Annotated in this window: 15 protein-coding genes and 1 pseudogene; 11 read left to right on the plus strand and 5 right to left on the minus strand. The window is 73.2% G+C overall.

The window, feature by feature from the left end; genetic code table 11:
• The first annotated feature begins 70 nt into the window (after positions 1-70).
• Positions 71-889 (plus strand): siderophore-interacting protein, encoded by an 819-nt coding sequence (locus K318_RS0105365; RefSeq protein ID WP_029088724.1) that lies wholly within the window; start codon positions 71-73, stop codon positions 887-889.
• A 30-nt stretch (positions 890-919) separates the two neighbouring features.
• On the opposite strand, the gene K318_RS0105370 is transcribed toward K318_RS0105365, so the two are convergent.
• The 4 genes from K318_RS0105370 to K318_RS0105385 form a co-directional block, all read right to left on the minus strand.
• Positions 920-1,828 carry an SDR family oxidoreductase gene (locus K318_RS0105370; RefSeq protein WP_029088725.1) on the minus strand — a complete coding sequence of 303 codons (909 nt, stop codon included), beginning with the start codon at positions 1,826-1,828 and terminating at the stop codon, positions 920-922.
• 83 nt (positions 1,829-1,911) lie between these two features.
• Entirely contained in the window at positions 1,912-3,966 is a 2,055-nt protein-coding gene (locus K318_RS0105375) for a CocE/NonD family hydrolase (protein ID WP_029088726.1), read from the minus strand.
• A 33-nt stretch (positions 3,967-3,999) separates the two neighbouring features.
• The gene (locus tag K318_RS0105380) at positions 4,000-5,322 is read right to left on the minus strand and encodes an ATP-grasp domain-containing protein (protein ID WP_029088727.1); all 1,323 of its coding nucleotides are present in this window, start codon (positions 5,320-5,322) and stop codon (positions 4,000-4,002) included.
• Between the two features lie 116 nt (positions 5,323-5,438).
• Positions 5,439-5,855, minus strand: a complete 417-nt coding sequence (locus K318_RS0105385; protein ID WP_051297586.1) for a DUF6098 family protein — start codon at positions 5,853-5,855, stop codon at positions 5,439-5,441.
• Positions 5,856-5,926: 71 nt separating this feature from the next.
• Between K318_RS0105385 and K318_RS0105390 the strand changes: the two genes are divergently transcribed.
• Genes K318_RS0105390 through K318_RS19645 form a run of 6 tightly spaced genes read left to right on the plus strand, consistent with a single transcriptional unit; the run spans position 5,927 to position 11,519 of the window.
• Positions 5,927-6,433, plus strand: coding sequence for a transporter substrate-binding domain-containing protein (locus tag K318_RS0105390; protein ID WP_029088729.1), 507 nt, complete (start codon positions 5,927-5,929; stop codon positions 6,431-6,433).
• A complete protein-coding gene (locus K318_RS19635; protein WP_084499746.1) occupies positions 6,430-7,476 on the plus strand; it encodes a cation diffusion facilitator family transporter in 1,047 nt (348 codons plus the stop codon). Before K318_RS0105390 ends, K318_RS19635 begins: the two co-directional genes overlap by 4 nt.
• Complete coding sequence (locus K318_RS0105400; RefSeq protein ID WP_051297587.1) at positions 7,473-8,528, plus strand: iron-containing redox enzyme family protein; 1,056 nt, start codon at positions 7,473-7,475, stop codon at positions 8,526-8,528. The genes K318_RS19635 and K318_RS0105400 overlap by 4 nt, the downstream gene beginning before the upstream one ends.
• The gene (locus K318_RS19640; protein ID WP_084499747.1) at positions 8,525-9,601 is read left to right on the plus strand and encodes a glycosyltransferase family 2 protein; all 1,077 of its coding nucleotides are present in this window, start codon (positions 8,525-8,527) and stop codon (positions 9,599-9,601) included. The genes K318_RS0105400 and K318_RS19640 overlap by 4 nt, the downstream gene beginning before the upstream one ends.
• Positions 9,598-9,903 (plus strand): CDGSH iron-sulfur domain-containing protein, encoded by a 306-nt coding sequence (locus tag K318_RS24225; RefSeq protein WP_084499748.1) that lies wholly within the window; start codon positions 9,598-9,600, stop codon positions 9,901-9,903. Before K318_RS19640 ends, K318_RS24225 begins: the two co-directional genes overlap by 4 nt.
• Complete coding sequence (locus K318_RS19645; protein ID WP_051297588.1) at positions 9,900-11,519, plus strand: NAD-dependent epimerase/dehydratase family protein; 1,620 nt, start codon at positions 9,900-9,902, stop codon at positions 11,517-11,519. Before K318_RS24225 ends, K318_RS19645 begins: the two co-directional genes overlap by 4 nt.
• A 193-nt stretch (positions 11,520-11,712) precedes the next feature.
• Here the strand turns inward: K318_RS19645 and K318_RS0105415 are convergent, their stop codons facing one another.
• Positions 11,713-12,672 (minus strand): glycosyltransferase family 9 protein, encoded by a 960-nt coding sequence (locus K318_RS0105415; protein WP_035280714.1) that lies wholly within the window; start codon positions 12,670-12,672, stop codon positions 11,713-11,715.
• A gap of 21 nt (positions 12,673-12,693) precedes the next feature.
• On the opposite strand from K318_RS0105415, the gene K318_RS19650 reads away from it, so the two are divergent.
• The 4 genes and pseudogenes from K318_RS19650 to K318_RS25865 form a co-directional block, all read left to right on the plus strand.
• Positions 12,694-13,206, plus strand: coding sequence for a D-glycero-alpha-D-manno-heptose-1,7-bisphosphate 7-phosphatase (locus K318_RS19650; RefSeq protein ID WP_245579772.1), 513 nt, complete (start codon positions 12,694-12,696; stop codon positions 13,204-13,206).
• Positions 13,203-14,264 carry a glycosyltransferase family 9 protein gene (locus K318_RS0105425; RefSeq protein ID WP_029088732.1) on the plus strand — a complete coding sequence of 354 codons (1,062 nt, stop codon included), beginning with the start codon at positions 13,203-13,205 and terminating at the stop codon, positions 14,262-14,264. The genes K318_RS19650 and K318_RS0105425 overlap by 4 nt, the downstream gene beginning before the upstream one ends.
• Positions 14,261-15,319, plus strand: a complete 1,059-nt coding sequence (locus K318_RS19655; protein ID WP_156913812.1) for a glycosyltransferase — start codon at positions 14,261-14,263, stop codon at positions 15,317-15,319. Before K318_RS0105425 ends, K318_RS19655 begins: the two co-directional genes overlap by 4 nt.
• Positions 15,304-16,536 (plus strand): annotated as a pseudogene (locus K318_RS25865) (glycosyltransferase); the annotation flags it as partial. The gene K318_RS19655 and the pseudogene K318_RS25865, both read left to right, overlap by 16 nt.
• Between the last annotated feature and the right edge of the window lie 27 nt (positions 16,537-16,563).

The following is a 16,563-nucleotide window of genomic DNA, read 5'->3' on the forward strand; positions in this document are numbered from 1 at the left end:
GGTCTAGGCTGGACGCGGAATCGGTGGGCACCGTCCCTCCGCCGCCTCGCAGAAGGACTCAGAACTCCCCATGGCCGCACCCGCCCGTCCGCCCCGCCCGCAGCACGTCATGGAGGTCGTCTCCCGCGAGCGCATCAGCCCTTCGCTCGTGCGCCTCGTGGTCGGCGGGGACGGCTTCGACAGCTTCGCGCCCTCGGAGAGCACGGACTCCTATGTGAAGATCGTCTTCGCGAAGCCGGAGCTCGGCCTCACGCCCCCGTACGATCTCGCCGCCCTCCGCGAGACGCTCGCGCCCGAGGACATCCCGGTCACCCGCACCTACACGGTGCGCAGCGTCGATGCGAACGCCCGCACCCTCACCCTCGACTTCGTCGTCCACGGCGACGAGGGCCTCGCCGCGCCCTGGGCCCGCGAGGCCCGGCCCGGCGACCCCATCGTCTTCATGGGCCCCGGCGGCGCGTATGCCCCGGACCCCGAGGCGGACTGGCACCTGCTGGCCGGGGACGCCTCGGCGATGCCGGCCGTAGCCGCCGCGCTCGAAGCGCTGCCGGCCGACGCGCGCGGATATGCCTTCCTCGTCGTCGACCACGCCGACGACCGCCTCGAGCTCCCCCATCCCGCCGGGGTCGAGATCGTGTGGGCCGTCGGCGCCGAGGCCGGAGCGGCCACCGGCCTCCTCGCGGAGACGATGGTGAGCCGGGACTGGCCCGAGGGGCGGGTGCACGTGTTCGCCCACGGCGAGCGCGAGTCGATCAAGCAGGTCCGCAGGCTGCTCAAGGAGCGCGGCATCCCGCGCGAGCAGATCTCGATCTCCGGCTACTGGGCACACGGCCGCAATGAGGACCGCTTCCAGTCGGAGAAGCGAACGGACATCGGCAGGATCGACTGAGGCGATCGCCCGGAGTGCGCACCGGGCCGCTCAGGGAGTGGGTGTGCCCCCGTTGACGTGCAGCGTCTCCCCGATGACGTAGCTGGACTCGGCGGAGGTGAGGAAGACGTAGGCGGGCGCGAGCTCGGTGGGCTGGCCCGCCCGGCCCAGCGGGGTGCTCTTGCCGAAGTGCGGCAGTGCCTCCTTGGGCTGGCCGTCCGAGACCTGGAGCGGAGTCCAGATCGGCCCCGGCGCCACCGCATTCACCCGTATGCCGGCGGGGGCGAGCTGCTGGGCGAGCCCCTTGGTGAAGTTGTTGATGGCGGCCTTGGTGGCGGCGTAGTCCAGCAGGTGCTCCGAGGGCTGATAGGCCTGGATCGAGGTCGAGCTCACGATCGTGGAGCCCGGCGGCAGGTGCGGGATCGCCGCCTGCGAGACGCGGAAGATCGCCCGGATGTTCGTGTCGAACGTCTCCTGCCACTGCTCATCGCTGAGGTCCGCGATATCCTCGACGGCGATCTGCCGGCCCGCGTTGTTCACGAGCGCGTCCAGGCCGCCCAGCGCCTCCACGGCTCCGCGCACGAGCTCCTCGCAGTACGCGGCGTCCGAGAGATCGCCCGGGAACAGGAAGGCCCTGCGCCCCGCGTCCTCGACGACCCTCCTGATGTCCTGCGCGTCCGCCTCCTCCTCCGGGAGGTAGGCGAGCGCCACGTCTGCCCCCTCGCGGGCGAAGGCGATCGCGATCGCGGCGCCGATCCCGGAGTCGGCTCCCGTGATGAGAGCCTTCCTGCCCTCGAGGCGGCCGGTGCCGCGGTAGGAGTCGTGACCGCGGTCGGTCTGCGGCACGAGGTCCCGGTCGAGTCCGGGTTCGGGCTGGTCCTGCACGGGCGGGGTGATGTCGGGGAAGCGGGTGACGGGGTTCTGGAAGGTCAGCTGGTCGCTGCCGGTGCTGGGGTTCATCGTCGTGTCCTCTCCTTCGTCCTCTCATCTCCGGAAGGGCTCTCCCGGAGAGCCTTGTGCGGCGGGCACCCTGCCCCGCTCTCTCAGACGAGATCGCGGGGGATGTCACGCTGCCAGCTCTGCGAGTGCACGCGCGGATCGCCGCGCTCGGCGTCGAGCTCGTAGGCGTCGAGCTGCGCGGCGATGCGGAACGCCTCTCGCGTCGAGGTGAGCACGGTGCGGGTCACGACCTCGACCCGCCAGCCGTCCCGCTCGATGCGGCGGACGGTGCGGGTCTCGCCGCGGACCGAGTCGACGTCGTTCCAGCGGAAGCTGAACCACTCGTCCGTCGCGCGTCGCACGACCGTGCCCGTCTCCTCGATGCGGAAGGCACCCTGGTCGTTGATGATCTCGAGGGTGGAGACGTCCGTGGCGAGATCGCGGATCACGCGCCACTGGTGGTCTCCGGCCGCGAGCCTCTCGACCTCGAGCTCCGGGGCGGCCTCGGGCGGGCCGAACTCCCGCAGCCTCCCGTCCTGCGGCTGCGGCCGGCGGACCGGCAGGAGCAGACGGCTCGTCCCCGTCGTCACTGTGAGGGCCGCCGCCTCCGGCGAGGGCCACACGAGCGGCCAGTACGAGGAGGACAGCGAGAGGCGGATGCGATGGCCTGCGGGGAAGCGCTGCGCGATCCCGTTGAGCGGCACCCTCACGCGGTACCGCTTCCCGGGCTCCAGCCGCTGCGGGAACTCGCTGCCGTCGCGGTGCGTGAGGTTGAGGACCCCGTACGTCACCCGCGTGGCCTCGCCGTCGGGGTTCACGTCCGAGAGCCGGGCGGCCAGCTGCGCGACGGGCCGGTCGGAGGCGACCTCGATCTCCAGGGAGGCCAGCCCGCAGACCTCCGCATCGCGCTCCAGCGGCCGCGTCTCGAAGACGAGCGCGCCGCCGTCCTCCTCGCGCTGGTCGAACGGGAGATCCGGCGTCGCGGCATAGGACGCCCATTTGCCGGCGAACAGGCCCACGCTCAGCGGCGAGCGGACGGTGATCTCCGCCGGCGCATCCGCCGCCTGCGCGGCCTCGGGCGAGTCCTCCGGCACGAGGTGGTGGCCGGTGAGCACGAGGGGACGGTCCTCCACGTTCGCCGAGGGCCAGGACTCCTCCGCGACCCACCGCCCCGGCCGCTCCCGGTAGGAGGCCTGGGGCGGAACGCTGTCCTGCATCCACACGCGCATCATCGGCTCGTCCATGACGCCGGTGTCCCGTCCCCTGAGCCAGTGGTCCCACCAGCGCACGACCTCCTGGAGGAAGCCGATGGGAGGACCGGGCACGCCCACGTGGGGATATTTGTGCCCCCACGGGCCGATGAGCGCCTTCCGCGGCACCTCCAGGTGCTCCATGAGGCGGAAGATCGCATTCGTGTAGCCGTCCGCCCAGCCGCCGACCGCCATCACGGGAACACCCACCGCACTGTAGTCCTCATTCACGGAGGCCGGCTTCCAGTAGTCGTCGCGGCGCTGATGCGCGAGCCAGGTCTCCAGCCAGAGCCCGCTGCCCCGCAGGCGCTCGAACCACATGTCCCGCCAGCGGTCCCCCACGACGGCGGGGTCGGGCGGGAGGCTGTTGAAGGCGAACATCACGGTCGCCTCGGACAGGTTGTCCGCCAGCAGCGCCCCGCCCATGTAGTGCATGTTGTCGACGTACAGGTCGTCCGTCGCCGAGGCGCTCACGACCGCCTTCAGCGCGGGCGGGCGGCGGGCGGCGAGCTGCAGGCTGTTGAAGCCGCCCCAGGAGATCCCCATCATCCCCACGTTCCCGTCGCACCACGGCTGCTCCGCGAGCCAGGCGATCACGTCCTCGGCGTCCTCCTGCTCCTGCGGCCGGTACTCGTCCACGAGGACGCCGTCGGAGTCACCGCTGCCGCGCATGTCCACCCGCGCACACACATAGCCGTGACCGGCCATGTACGGGTGGTTGAGCGCGTCGCGGGCCCGCGTGCTGTCGCGTTTGCGGTAGGGCAGGTACTCGAGGACCGCCGGCTGCGGACGGCGCTCGGCGGACTCCGGCAGCCAGAGCCGAGCCGCGAGACGGGCGCCGTCGCGCATCGGTATGAAGACGTTCTCGATCTCGCGGACCTCGTGCGGGAAGTCTGCCACGGTCTGCATTCTCGGACTCCTCTCCTCTCTCCGGTCTGCGTCTCAGATCTGCAGCCCCCGCCCCTCCGCCTCGCCGCCGGGCACGGGCTCGAACTCGAAGGGAAGGCTCGCCGCGATCTCCGCGTGCCGCCTCCCGAGCTCCTCGTGGCTGTCGGCTCCGATGCAGAACTTGCCGACGACGCAGCGATAGCTGTCCTGGGCCGGCAGCTCCGAGAGCCGGTCCCCCTCCTTCACCTGCGGGGTGAAGACGAGATCGGGGTGCTCCCGGCGGATCCGCTCGATGTCGTCGGCATCCGGGACTCGGGCGACGACGGCGTCCTCGTCGTGGAAGACCATGCACTGCCCGGCCACGGCGAAGGCGCCCTCGCCCCGCGCCGGCCTGGGACGGCGGCCGAGGGCCACGTCCACGGCCACCTCGTGGTTGGAGGCGCCGTCGACCTTGACGAACAGGTCGCTGTGGGACTGGCTGATCCGCGTGTTCACCTCGATGAGCCACAGCTGGTCGGTCTCCGCGTCCCACATGAACTCCGCATTGAAGCAGCCGTCGTCGAAGCCGATGTGCTCCAGGTACCTCCCGGTGAGCTCGGTCATCCTGGCCTGGACGTCCTGCGGGACGCCGCCGGCGGGGTAGTCGAGGCGGTCGAAGCTCGTCCCGGCCGCGTCCTTGTGCATGTCGAAGAAGCCGTGCACGCTGTACTCGCCCCGGCACACCGCACCCTCGGGCGCGCACTGGATTCCCTCGACGTACTGCTCCGCGAGGCAGGTGTTGCCGTCCGCGCCGCCGATCTCCTCCGGCAGCTCCACCCGGGAGAGGACCTCGTTGAAGGCGTCTCCGATGTTCTCGATCTCGGCGCAGATCTCCTCCTGCGCCTCGCGGAACCCGGCCTCGTCCTCGATCCGGAAGCCCAGATTGGACGAGTGCGCCTTCACCGGCTTGATCCAGAAGGGATAGTCGAGGCCGATCTTCCCCAGTGCGTCCGCATCGAAGGGGTCGAAGGCGGCGAAGGCGGGCACGCACTCGGGGATGCAGCGCTGCTGCTCAAGCCTGCTCCAGTACTTGTGCTCGCACTTCAGCAGACTGGTGAGGGAAGGTGCGGGAAGGCCGCGCTCCGCCGCCAGGAGCGGCGCCAGGATGCTCACAGGGAAGTCCCAGTGCGCGATGATCGCGTCGACCGAGCCGTCGAACGCCTCCAGCTCCTCCCGCGCGGCCTCCAGCAGGCCGGCGAAGTCGACCGTGTGCGTGTTGACCAGCGTCTCGCAGTCGAGGAGGCCGTGGAAGGCGAAGCCCTCGGCCCCGCGGATGGTCTTGAGCTCTCTGCGCTGCTCGTCCGTCAGCGCCAGGACGAAGATGTTCGGGGATCCCACATCGCTCTCACTTTCCTCGTGGCTGTCCCAGGAACGTCCCGGGACCCGTCGCAAGAACAAGTCTCCTTGTGATCTCAACGGTATTCCCCACGCACTGCGAGCACAATGCCCCGCCGCTACCCGTCCTCCGGACCCCGCCCCGCATCGAAGCGCTCCCGGTATCGCGCCTCGGCCTCCTCCAGCAGCGCGTCCGACAGCCGCGCGCGGTACCGGCACCGGACCAGCAGCGGCTCGCAGTCCGGACCGCGCCCCACGAACTCGCCCGTGAGCACCCAGGCGCTGCGCCCGGGGTTCCTCTCGCCGAGGTGCTTGTACTGGCACAGCTGCCTGGCCATCCAGTCGGCGAGCGGACGCGTCCACCACTCCTCGGGGAGCAGGGGGTTCACGGACAGGCCGGGAAGCTCCAGACCGCTCTCCGTGTCGATCGAACCGCCGGCCTCATCCGCCTCGGGGCCCTCCGAGTACCTCACGTGGACCGGCGGCAGCTCCGCGGCCATGCGCTCGAGCTCCGCGATCGTCTCCACCACCCGCATGCGCGCCACTCCTCGGACTCTCACAGGGAAGAACTCCTGACAAGAACAAGGTTACTTGCAACACTGGGGATATGGGCAGTCTTCGCGCACTCACAGCACTCCTGCTCGCCCTGAGCCTGAGCGGCTGCGGCCTCTCCGTCCCCGCCGACCCGGAGGGCACCCTGGACGGAGCACGCGGCGGAGAGCTCCTGGTGGGCGTCTCCCACAGCCCGCCGTGGACGGATGCCCGCGGCTTCGCGCCCGCCGGGACGGAGCCGGAGCTCGTCCGGAGCTTCGCCGCCTCGCTCGATGCCCGCATCGAGTGGGAGGTCTCCGGAGAGGAGCACCTCATGAGCAGGCTGGAGGAGGGAGAGCTCGACATCGTCGTCGGCGGACTCACCGCGGACTCCCCCTGGACCTCGCAGGCCGCGCTCACCACGGACTACGCGGAGGCGACCGGACCCGGAGGGCGGACGGAGAAGCACGTCATGGCCGTCCGCATGGGCGAGAACGCACTGCTCACCGCACTCGAACGCCACCTGCTCTCGCCCGAGGCGCAGGGGACGGTCCGGGAATCGGGACTGGAGACATCGCGATGACCGCGCGCTTCGGACACACCGAACTCCCGGCCGAGCAGGCGCGCGCCCTCCGCCGCGCCGTCCGCCTCGAACGGGTGAGCCTCGGAACGACAGCCGTGACGATGACCCTCGTCATCCTCGTCGCCGGGGACTCCCAGGCGATGAAGGCCGCGTGGGTCGAGGACTCCCTCGCCCTCCTCCCGCCGCTCGCCTTCCTCGTCGCCGTGCGATTCATCCGGCGTGCTCCCACCACGCGACACCCCTACGGGTACCACCGCACCATCGGGATCGCCCATCTCGTCTCCGCCCTCGCCCTGCTGACGATGGGAGGCTTCCTCCTCATCGACTCAGGGCTGGGCCTGGCCCGCGGCGAGCGCCCTCCGATCGGCACCATGAGCGTCTTCGGGACTCCAGTGTGGCAGGGCTGGCTCATGCTCCTCGTCATGGTCGTCGTCATCATCCCTCCCGTCGTCCTCGGCAGGCTGAAGCTCCGCCTGGCGCCGCTGCTGCACGACAAGGTGCTCTACGCCGACGCCCAGATGAACAAGGCGGACTGGACCTCCTCCCTGGCCACGATCATCGGCGTGCTGGGCATCGGGGTGGGCCTGTGGTGGATGGACGCAGCCGCGGCGATCGCAGTCTCCCTGAGCATCCTCCACGACGGCTGGACGAACCTCCGCGGCTCCGTCCTGGACCTCATGGACGCACGTGCCACGCAGTACGACGGGGAGGATCCCGATCCGCTCGTGCACCGGACCGACGAGGCGCTGCAGGCGGCCGACTGGGTCGCCGAGGCGGAATGCCGCATCCGGGACCAGGGCCACGTCCTGCACGTGGAGGCCTTCGTCGTCCCCACCGGCGGCGCCCCGCCCGCCCTCGCCCGCATCACGGAGCTCCGCGAGCGGTGCATCGCCCTCGACTGGAGGATCCAGGACTTCGTCCTCTCCGTCGTCGAGGAGCTGCCGCGAGAGCTCCTCCCCCAGCTCGCCGAGCAGGAGCAGGCCTCCGCGTCCGGCGACGACCCCCGCGCAGCCGCACAGCCGAGTTCCGAGGAGCATCCATGACCCTTCCCATCGCCCGCCCCGCCGCCGTGCCGCCCGAGTCCCGGGGGCCTCTCAGCGCGGAGCTCATCGCACTGCTCTCCTCGGACGGCGAACCTGCGGGAGCCGATGCCGTCCGCACCGCCGCGCACGCCTCCGCGGCCGCGAGCGCCGATGTGCTCAGGGACGAGGACCTCCAGCTCTCCCTGTTCCTGCTCTACCAGCTCCACTACGGCCCCGAGGAGTGGGTCCGCGGGGACCGGGAGTGGCATCCGGGGCTCCTCGCCGCCAGAGCGGTGCTCGAGCGCGCGCTCGAGGACGAGCTTCGCGCCCGGATCGCGCCGCCGGCCGAGCTCCCGGGGAGCGGAGCCGCGCTCGCGGATCTCCTCTTCTCGATGACCGCGGATGCGGCCCGCCCGACGCTGGCGACCTGGTTCTCCCGCCGCGCCGACGAGGCGCAGCTGCGCGAGTTCCTCGTCCACCGTTCGCTCTACACGCTCCGCGAGGCCGATCCGCACAGCTGGGCGATCCCGCGCCTGCGCGGACGGGCGAAGGCCGCCCTCGTCGAGATCCAGGCCGACGAGTACGGCGGCGGGAGGCCGGACCGCGTGCACGCGGAGATCTTCGCGCGCACCATGCGCGGGCTCGGACTGGACAGCCGGCCGGAGGCGTACCTCGACCTCGTGCCGGCCGGCACGCTGCTGCCCATGAACGCGATGAGCATGTTCGGCCTCAACCGGCGGCTCCGCGGGGCGATCGTGGGGCACCTCGCGGCCTTCGAGATGACCTCCTCGATCCCCAACCGCCATTACTCCCGGGCCTTCGGCAGGCTCGGCTGGGGGTCCGATGTGAGGGAGTACTTCGACGAGCACGTCGAGGCCGATGCCGTCCACGAGCAGATAGCGGCGCGCGATCTCGCCGGCGGGCTCGCCGACGAGGAGCCCGCGCTCGTCCCGGACATCGTCTTCGGGGCCGCCGCGTGCCTGTTCGTCGACGACCTCGCGGGCGCGCACCTGCTCACGAGATGGCAGGCGGGAGCGTCTTCGCTCCGGTGCCCGGCAGCGGTGGGAGCATGAGGGCCGGCGGCGTCCAGTGCGCACGGGAGACGGCGGGAGAGGCCGGAGCACTGCGCGCCGATTACCTCCTGCCCCTGCGCTGGGAGCAGGACGGCGCGCACGGGCAGGCGCTCGCGGAGCTCGTCGGCTACCTCGCCGACCTGCCGCCGGAGGTGGAGGTCACCGTCGTCGACGGCTCGGCACCGGAGGTGCGGGAACTCCATGCGGCGGCGCTTCCCCCGGGAGTGCGGCACCTCTCCGCCGAGGCCGTGCCGGGCGCCAACGGCAAGGTGTCGGGCGTCCTCTCGGCCCTGCCGCACCTCACCCACCCCGCGGTCGTCATCGCCGACGACGATGTGCGCTATTCGGCAGAAGCGCTCCGAGAGGTGCTGCGGCGCCTCGAGCGCGCCGATCTCGTGGTCCCCCAGAACGTCTTCGCGACGGGGGACGGCTCACCCCTGCCCTGGCATGCCGGATGGGACACGGCACGCTCCTGTCTCAACCGCGCATTCGGCACGGATTTCCCCGGCACGCTCGCGCTCAGGCGCAGCGTCCTCGCCGGCGGCTACGACCCGGCCGTCCTCTTCGAGAACCTCGAGCTCATGCGCACTGTCCGCGCGCGCGGCGGCCTCACGGAGCACGCGCCGGAGGTGTATGTCGAGCGCCGCCCGCCCTCGACTCGGAAGTTCGCGGGCCAGCGAGTCCGACAGGCCTATGACAGCCGCGCGCAGCCGCTGCGCTGTGCGGTCGAGCTCATGCTCCTCCCGGCGGTCCTCGCCGGGCTGAGACGCCCCTCGCTCCTCGTCGCCGGTGCCGCTGCCGCGGTCCTCCTCGCGGAGGCCGGACGGCGCAGGGCCGGCGGCGGCACGGTCATTCCCGCGAGCACCGCGCTATGGGCGCCCCTGTGGCTGCTCGAGCGGGCGGCCTGCGCGTGGATCGCGCTGGCGGCGGGCCTGCGCGGCGGCATCCGGTACGGCGGGACGCGCCTGCCCACGGCCGCCCACTCCCTCGGCACCCTGCGCCGCCGGGAGCGCGAGCGAGCGGGCACGGGCGCGGACGAGAGCACACGAGAGCGCCGGGAGGCCTGGAGATGAGAGACAGAGACGAACCCGTCGTCATCACCCTCTGTCCGGACGGGCCCCTGCTCGTCCGGGGAGATTTCGCGATCGCGCCCGCACCGGGGGCGGATCCGGAGCCTCCCCGGCGGAACGTGACCGCCCTGTGCCGCTGCGGCATGACGGCGATCCCGCCCCTGTGCGACGGCTCGCACAGGCTCAGCGGATTCCGGACGCCGCGGACCGCGTCCGAGCGCCAGGCGGAGAGCCCCGCAGCCGCACCGGGGCAGCCCGTCGAGGAAGAGCACCCAGCGGAACAGCGAAGGAGAGGAACGACATGAGAGTCGCAGTGGTGGGAGCCACCGGCAATGTGGGCACGGCCGTGCTCGAGGAGCTGGCCCGGACCCCGGAGGTATCGTCCGTCCTCGGCATCGCCCGGCGCCTTCCCGACACCGGCGCGCTCCCCTATTCCGGCTGTGAGTGGGCCTCGCTCGACATCGCCGCCGCGAGCACGGAGGAGGCCGCCGTCGCCGGGCTGCGCGAAGCGTTCGCGGGCGCCGACGCCGTCATCCACCTGGCCTGGCTGATCCAGCCCAACGACAGGCGCGATCTGCTCCGGCGGGTGAACGTGGACGGCACGGCCCGGGTCGCCCGCGCCGCCGCCGAAGCGGGCGTCCCGCACCTGGTCGCGGCCTCCTCCGTGGGGGCCTACTCCCCTGACGGCGGGACGGACCTCCGGGACGAGACCTGGCCGACGGAAGGCATCCGCACATCCCACTACAGCGTCGACAAGGCCGCGCAGGAGGCCGTCCTCGACCGGGTCGCCGCCTCCTCTCCCGGAATGACGGTGACCCGGTTGAGGTCCGCGCTCGTCTTCGGCGGCGCTCCCGCTTCCGAGATCCAGCGGTACTTCCTGGGGGCCTGGATGCCGGTGCACCTGCTGCGCGCGGGCCGGCTCCCCGCCCTCCCCCTGCCCCGGGGGCTGCGCGGCGTGCAGGCGGTGCATCGCGAGGACGCGGCGCGGGCCTATGTCGCCGCCGTGCTCCGGCGCCGGGGAGGGGCCTTCAACATCTGCGCCGAGGACGTCCTCGGCGCCCAGGACCTGGGCGATGTCGTCGACCACGGGCGCACCGTGGAGCTGCCCACCGGCCTCATGCGCGCCGGACTGGCGCTCGGCCACCGCACCGGCGCGGTCGCGGCGGATCCGGGCTGGCTCGACATGGCCGTGGGGGTTCCCCTCATGGATGCCGGACGCGCCCGCGGAGAGCTCGGGTGGGCACCGCGCCACAGTGCCCGGGAGGCGCTGCAGATCCTGCTCGCGGGGATGGCGGAGGGGCAGGGCGCACCCTCCGGCCCCCTGCGTCCGCGGACGCAGGAGGAGGAAGAGGAGGTGCACCCCGCACCCGGACAGTCCTGCGACCGCGGCCTGCTGAGCCTCTACCTCAGCGACCACCTCACCGGTGCCCGGGCGGGCGAGGCGCGGATCCGGCGCATGGCCGAGGCGTTCGCGGACACGCCGGTCGGCCCGGCGCTGACGCAGCTCGCGGACGGGATCCGCGCAGATCGCGCGTTCGCGCAGCGCGTCGCCGAGGACCTCGGGCTCCGGCGTCGGCCCGCGCGACAGGCCCTCGCCTGGTCAGCGGAGCATCTCGGCAGGCTCAAGGCCAACGGGCGCCTCCTGAGCCGCTCGCCGCTCACGCTCCTGCTCGAGACCGAGCTCATGCGCAGCGCGGTCGAGGGCAAGCTCGGACTGTGGCAGACCTGCGAGGACAACGCCGGAGTCCTCGGCCTGGACGCCGCGCAGTTCGCGAGGCGGGTGCGCGGGACCCGCGCGCAGCTGCAGACCCTGGACGCGGTCCACCGCCATGCGCGCGCAGGCGCGCTCCGCCGCGACCGCGATCCCTTCGCACCGGCCGCGGACGCCGTCCCGGTCGGCACGGAGAACGGTCGCGCCTGAGCCCTCCGCTCAGCGCGCACTCAGCGGCCATGAACGCACCTCCATGCCGCTGACCTCAACCTCTAGCCCAAGGCCCCTTGTTTTTTCTCAGCAAGGGGCCTTGTATTGGAGTATGAGCAGTGACGACCTTCCCGAAACCAGCGGGACACTCACTCGGACCCTCCCGGGTCCGCGGGGCGCAGGTCCGGCGCGCTCAGCCGATCAGCAGGGCCGCCGCTCGCAGGACGTCCTCCGGCTCCACGGCGAGCAGGGCGGGATCCGGGTCCGCGGCGAAGACCTCCCCGCGACGCAGCCGCGCATCCGTGAGCACGCGATGCGGTCCGTCCGGCGGACCCCAGTGCTCGGGGGCAGCCGGACCGAACAGCACGACCGAGGGCCGGCCGAACGCGCTGGCGAGATGGGCCGCACCCGTGTCCGCGGAGACCACGAGCTCGCAGCCCGCGATGAGGGCGCACAGCTCGCGCAGGGACAGACTGCCCGCGAGGGAGCGGACCGCGGGCGGCGCGGGCGCAGGTCGGCGCGGACCTGCCGCCAGCCGCACGACCTCCTCGGCGCGGGCGCGCTCCCGCCCGTCGCCGGTGACGAGCACCCGCAGGCCGTGCTCGGCCAGTCCGCGGGCCACGCGGGCGAACCGCTCGGCAGGCCACTGCCGGCTGCCGTGGGCCGCGCCCACGTGCACGACGGCCGCGCCCGGCCCGCCGCCGTGCGCCCCGAGCGCGAGACCCTCGGTCCGCAGACGCAGATCCGCGGCGTCGCCGGGCATCCCGTGGGCGGCGAGCAGCCTCACCCAGCGCTCCCGCTCGTGGATGTCATCGACCCACTCGGGGCCGTCCCAGCCGGGGGCCCTGTGGCCGATCCGGTGCGCAGGGGCCAGGGCCTCGAGCCGCCCGCGGCTCTCCCGGCCGTTCCCGTGGAGGTTCACCGCGACATCGACGTCTCCGGGGGCCGCGGGCAGCGCCGCGTCCAGCCCGCGCACCGGCAGGTGCGCGTCGACGTCCCCGATCAGCTCGATCACCGGATGCAGCCACGCGGCGCAGGCGAGCAGCAGACGATGCTCGGGCAGCCCGGCGCGGAGCGCGCGGAGCGCGGGGACCGCGACCAGCAGGTCGCCGAGCTTGAGCGCACGGAGTGCGAGCACTGTGGGCTGATCCATCAGGGGCCCCTCCCGTCTGCGGTGCTGTTCGACCGCGACGATACGCTCATCCGCGACGTGCCGTACAACGGCCGGCCCGAACTCGTCGAACCGGTGCCGGGAGCCGCCCGTGCGCTGGAGCTGCTCCGCACCCATGGAGTCCGCCTCGGCGTCGTCACGAACCAGTCGGGCATCCGGCGCGGCCTCCTCACGGCGGAACAGGCACGAGCGGTCAACGCACGGGTCGCGGAGCTCCTGGGCCCGTTCGACGTGTGGGAGATGTGCCCGCACGCCCCCGGGGACGGCTGCGGCTGCCGCAAGCCGCGACCGGGGATGCTGCTGAGCGCCGTCTCCCGGCTCGGAGTGCGCGCGGCCGAGACCGTCATGATCGGCGACATCGGCGCCGACATGGGCGCGGCAGCGGCGGCCGGCTGCCGCGGCGTCCTCGTCCCCACCTCCGTCACGCTCCCCGCGGAGGTGGAGGCCGCCCCCGCCGTGGCCGCCGATCTGCCCGGAGCCGTCCTCCTCGCGCTGAGGACGGAGGGACGGCCATGAGGCGCGTGCTGGCCGCACGGCTCGACAGCGCAGGGGACGTCCTCGTCACCGAGCCCGCCCTGCGCGCCATCGCCGCCGATCCGGAGGTGGCGGAGCTGACCCTGCTGTGCGGCCCACAGGGCCTCGCCGCCGCCCGCCTGCTCCCGGAACCGGACGCGCTCGAGTGCTGGGCGAGTCCGTGGACCCTCGTGCCCTCGCCGGCCGCCGACGCCGGGCACGTGGAGGACCTGCGGCGCCGCATCGCGGCGGGCGGCTTCGACGAGGCCGTGATCTTCACGTCCTTCCACCAGTCTCCGCTGCCGCTGGCCCTCGTGCTCCGCACGGCGGGGGTGCCGCGCATCACCGGCGCCTCCGTGGACTTCGCCGGGAGCCTGCTCGATGTGCGCCTGCGCCCCGGAGAGGACTTCCCCGAGGACCAGCACGAGGTCGCGAGGGCTCTGCGGATCTCCGCTGCGGCGGGCTTCCAGCTCCCGGCGGACGATTCCGGGCTCATGCGGATCGCCGATCCCGCCGGGGCGTACTTCGGGACCGCGGCCGCGGCCGGCGGGCCGGATCCGGCCGCACCCTACCTCGTCCTCCATCCGGGCGCCTCGGCCCCCGCCCGCATGTGGCCTCCGGAGCGCAGCCGTGCGGCCGTCGACCTGCTCGCAGAGCGCGGCTGGACCGTCGCGGTCACCGGCGGACCGGCGGAGGCAGACCTCACCGCCGCCGTCGCCGGCAGGCACGGCATCGACCTGGGCGGCCGCACCGGCCTGCGCGGCACCGCGGAGGTGCTCTCCCGGGCAGCCTGCCTCGTCACCGGGAACACCGGCCCCGCGCACCTGGCGGCGGCGGTGGGGACTGCCGTCGTGAGCCTCTTCTCCCCCGTCGTCCCTCCCGTCCGCTGGGCCCCGCACGGAGTCCCGGTCGAGCTGCTCGGCGATCAGACCGCCCCCTGCCGGGACTCCCGCGCCAGGAACTGCCCCGTGCCCGGCCATCCCTGCCTCGCCTCGGTGTCGCCCGCGGACGTCGCAGAGGCCGTCGAGCGCATCACTCACCGCACCAGGAGAAGCGCATGAGAATCCTCCTCTGGCACGTCCACGGCTCGTGGACGGACGCGTTCGTCCACGGACGCCACGAGTACCTGCTGCCCGCACTCCCCGGGGGAGGCCCCTGGGGGCTCGGGCGCGGCGGCCGCGACTGGCCCCCCTCCGCACGGGAGCTCGGCCCCGAGGAGCTCGCGGACGCCGAGGTCGACCTGGTCCTCCTCCAGCGCCCGGAGGAGCGGGAGGCCGCGGCCCGTCTGCTGGGCCGCACCCCGGGCCGGGACGTGCCCGCCGTCTACGTCGAGCACAACACGCCCCGCGGGGACGTGCCGGACTCCGTGCACCCCCTCGCCGATCAGCGGGACATCCCCCTCGTCCACGTCACGCACTTCAACCGGCTCATGTGGGACAGCGGGAGCGCACCCGCCGAGGTCATCGAGCACGGCATCCGGGACCCCGGCCCGCTCTACACGGGAGAGATCCCCCGCCTCGCCTTCGTGGGCAACGAGCCCGTGCGCCGCTGGCGCGTGACGGGGGCGGACCTCCTCGCGGAGTTCGCGCGCACATCGCCGATCGACGTGTTCGGCATGGGAGCCGAGGACCTCCAGAAGGCCACAGGCCTCGGATCGGACCGCCTCCGCGTGCTCGGAGACCTCCCGCGGTGCCAGCTGCACCGCCTCATGGCCCGCCGCCGGATCTATCTGCATCCCGTCCGCTGGACGTCGCTCGGCCTGTCGCTGCTCGAGGCGATGCACCTGGCCATGCCCGTGCTCGCCCTCGCCGCCACCGAGGCCGGCCGCGCCGTCCCCCCGGACGCCGGCACGGTCTCCGCGGATCCGGGCGAACTGGCCGCGGCGGCCGGGCGGCTGCTCGCCGAACCCGAGGAGGCCGCGGCGATGGGACGGGCCGGACGGGCCTTCGCGCTCGAACGCTACGGACTCGAGCGGTTCCTCCGCGACTGGGACGAGCTCCTCGACTCCCTGCTCCCCGCCGCCAGCGCCCGCACCGAGCGCACATGCCACAGCACCGGATCCCCAGGGGCCGCACCGCGGCACCGGGAAGGAGAGGCACGATGGACATCTCGATGATCTCCGAGCACGCGAGCCCGCTGGCCGCCCTCGGCGGAGTGGACGCGGGGGGCCAGAACGTCCACGTCGCGGAGCTCTCACGGGCCCTGGCCGCGCGCGGTCACCGCGTCACCGTCTTCACCCGACGCGACGACCCCGCCCTGCCCGAGGTCGTGGGACCGGAGGGCGGCGTCACCGTCGTCCACGTGGACGCCGGTCCCGCGGCTCCCGTGCCCAAGGACGACCTCCTCCCCCACATGACGGAGCTGGGCCTGCGCATCGCCGCGCACTGGCGGGCGCACCGCGACTCCGCCCCGGACGTGGTCCACTCCCACTTCTGGATGTCCGGCCTCGCCGCGTCCACCGCCCTGCGCGCCGCGGGGCTCGACCGGGTGCCGCTGCTGCACACCTTCCACGCCCTCGGCACGGTCAAGCGCCGCCACCAGGGCGTGCTCGACACGAGCCCGCCGGAACGGGCCGAGCTCGAGCCGCACGTGGGGCAGGAGGCCGACCGCATCATCGCGACGTGCTCGGACGAGGTCGGCGAGCTCGAGGCCATGGGCATCCCGCGGGAGCGGACGGCCGTCGTCCCCTGCGGGGTGGATCTCGGCATGTTCGGGACCGCCGGCCCCGCCGAGGACACGGGCGGGAAGCGGCGGATCGTGTGCCTGGGACGGCTGGTCCCCCGGAAGGGCGTCGATCTCGTCGTCCATGCGCTGCCGCTGCTCGCGGCGGAGGGCTTCGACGACGTCGAGCTCCACGTGGTGGGCGGAGGGGCCTCGGCGGAGGAGCTGCGCGAGGACCCGGAGGCGCGCCGGCTCCATGAGCTCGCGCGCGATCTGGGGGTGGCCGAGAAGCTCGTCCTGCGCGGACAGGCTCCGCGCACCGGGGTCCCCGCGATCCTCCGCAGCGCACGGTTCGTCGCCTGCACCCCCTGGTACGAGCCCTTCGGCATCGTCCCTCTCGAGGCGATGGCGTGCGGGGTCCCCGTCGTGGCCGCGCGCGTGGGCGGTCTGCAGGACACGGTCGTGCCCGAGCGGACGGGCCTCCACGTGGAGCCGCAGGATCCGGACTCGTTCGCCGCGGCGGCCGCGCGCCTCCTCGCGGACCCCGGGCTCGCGCGGGCACTGGGCCGCGCCGGCGCCGACCGCGTGCGTGCCGAGTACACATGGGACGCGGTGGCCGAGCGCACGGAGGCGGTCTTCCTCGACGTGCTCGCGCAGACGGACCGGGGTTCGAGGCAGGGCAGGATCGCTGACCAGCCC

It is taken from the genome of Brevibacterium album DSM 18261, from assembly GCF_000426445.1.
Lineage (GTDB): Bacteria > Actinomycetota > Actinomycetes > Actinomycetales > Brevibacteriaceae > Brevibacterium > Brevibacterium album.

Bases quoted from the DNA above. Each gene is read 5' to 3' on its own strand.
- K318_RS0105425 (WP_029088732.1), top strand. From the start codon at position 13,203: ATGAGGCGCGTGCTGGCCGCACGGCTCGACAGCGCAGGGGACGTCCTC.
- K318_RS0105390 (WP_029088729.1), top strand. From the start codon at position 5,927: ATGGGCAGTCTTCGCGCACTCACAGCACTCCTGCTCGCCCTGAGCCTG.
- K318_RS19645 (WP_051297588.1), top strand. From the start codon at position 9,900: ATGAGAGTCGCAGTGGTGGGAGCCACCGGCAATGTGGGCACGGCCGTG.
- K318_RS0105365 (WP_029088724.1), top strand. From the start codon at position 71: ATGGCCGCACCCGCCCGTCCGCCCCGCCCGCAGCACGTCATGGAGGTC.
- K318_RS0105375 (WP_029088726.1), bottom strand. From the start codon at position 3,966: ATGCAGACCGTGGCAGACTTCCCGCACGAGGTCCGCGAGATCGAGAAC.
- K318_RS19655 (WP_156913812.1), top strand. From the start codon at position 14,261: ATGAGAATCCTCCTCTGGCACGTCCACGGCTCGTGGACGGACGCGTTC.
- K318_RS0105385 (WP_051297586.1), bottom strand. From the start codon at position 5,855: ATGCGGGTGGTGGAGACGATCGCGGAGCTCGAGCGCATGGCCGCGGAG.
- K318_RS19635 (WP_084499746.1), top strand. From the start codon at position 6,430: ATGACCGCGCGCTTCGGACACACCGAACTCCCGGCCGAGCAGGCGCGC.
- K318_RS0105400 (WP_051297587.1), top strand. From the start codon at position 7,473: ATGACCCTTCCCATCGCCCGCCCCGCCGCCGTGCCGCCCGAGTCCCGG.
- K318_RS24225 (WP_084499748.1), top strand. From the start codon at position 9,598: ATGAGAGACAGAGACGAACCCGTCGTCATCACCCTCTGTCCGGACGGG.
- K318_RS0105415 (WP_035280714.1), bottom strand. From the start codon at position 12,672: ATGGATCAGCCCACAGTGCTCGCACTCCGTGCGCTCAAGCTCGGCGAC.
- K318_RS0105370 (WP_029088725.1), bottom strand. From the start codon at position 1,828: ATGAACCCCAGCACCGGCAGCGACCAGCTGACCTTCCAGAACCCCGTC.
- K318_RS19640 (WP_084499747.1), top strand. From the start codon at position 8,525: ATGAGGGCCGGCGGCGTCCAGTGCGCACGGGAGACGGCGGGAGAGGCC.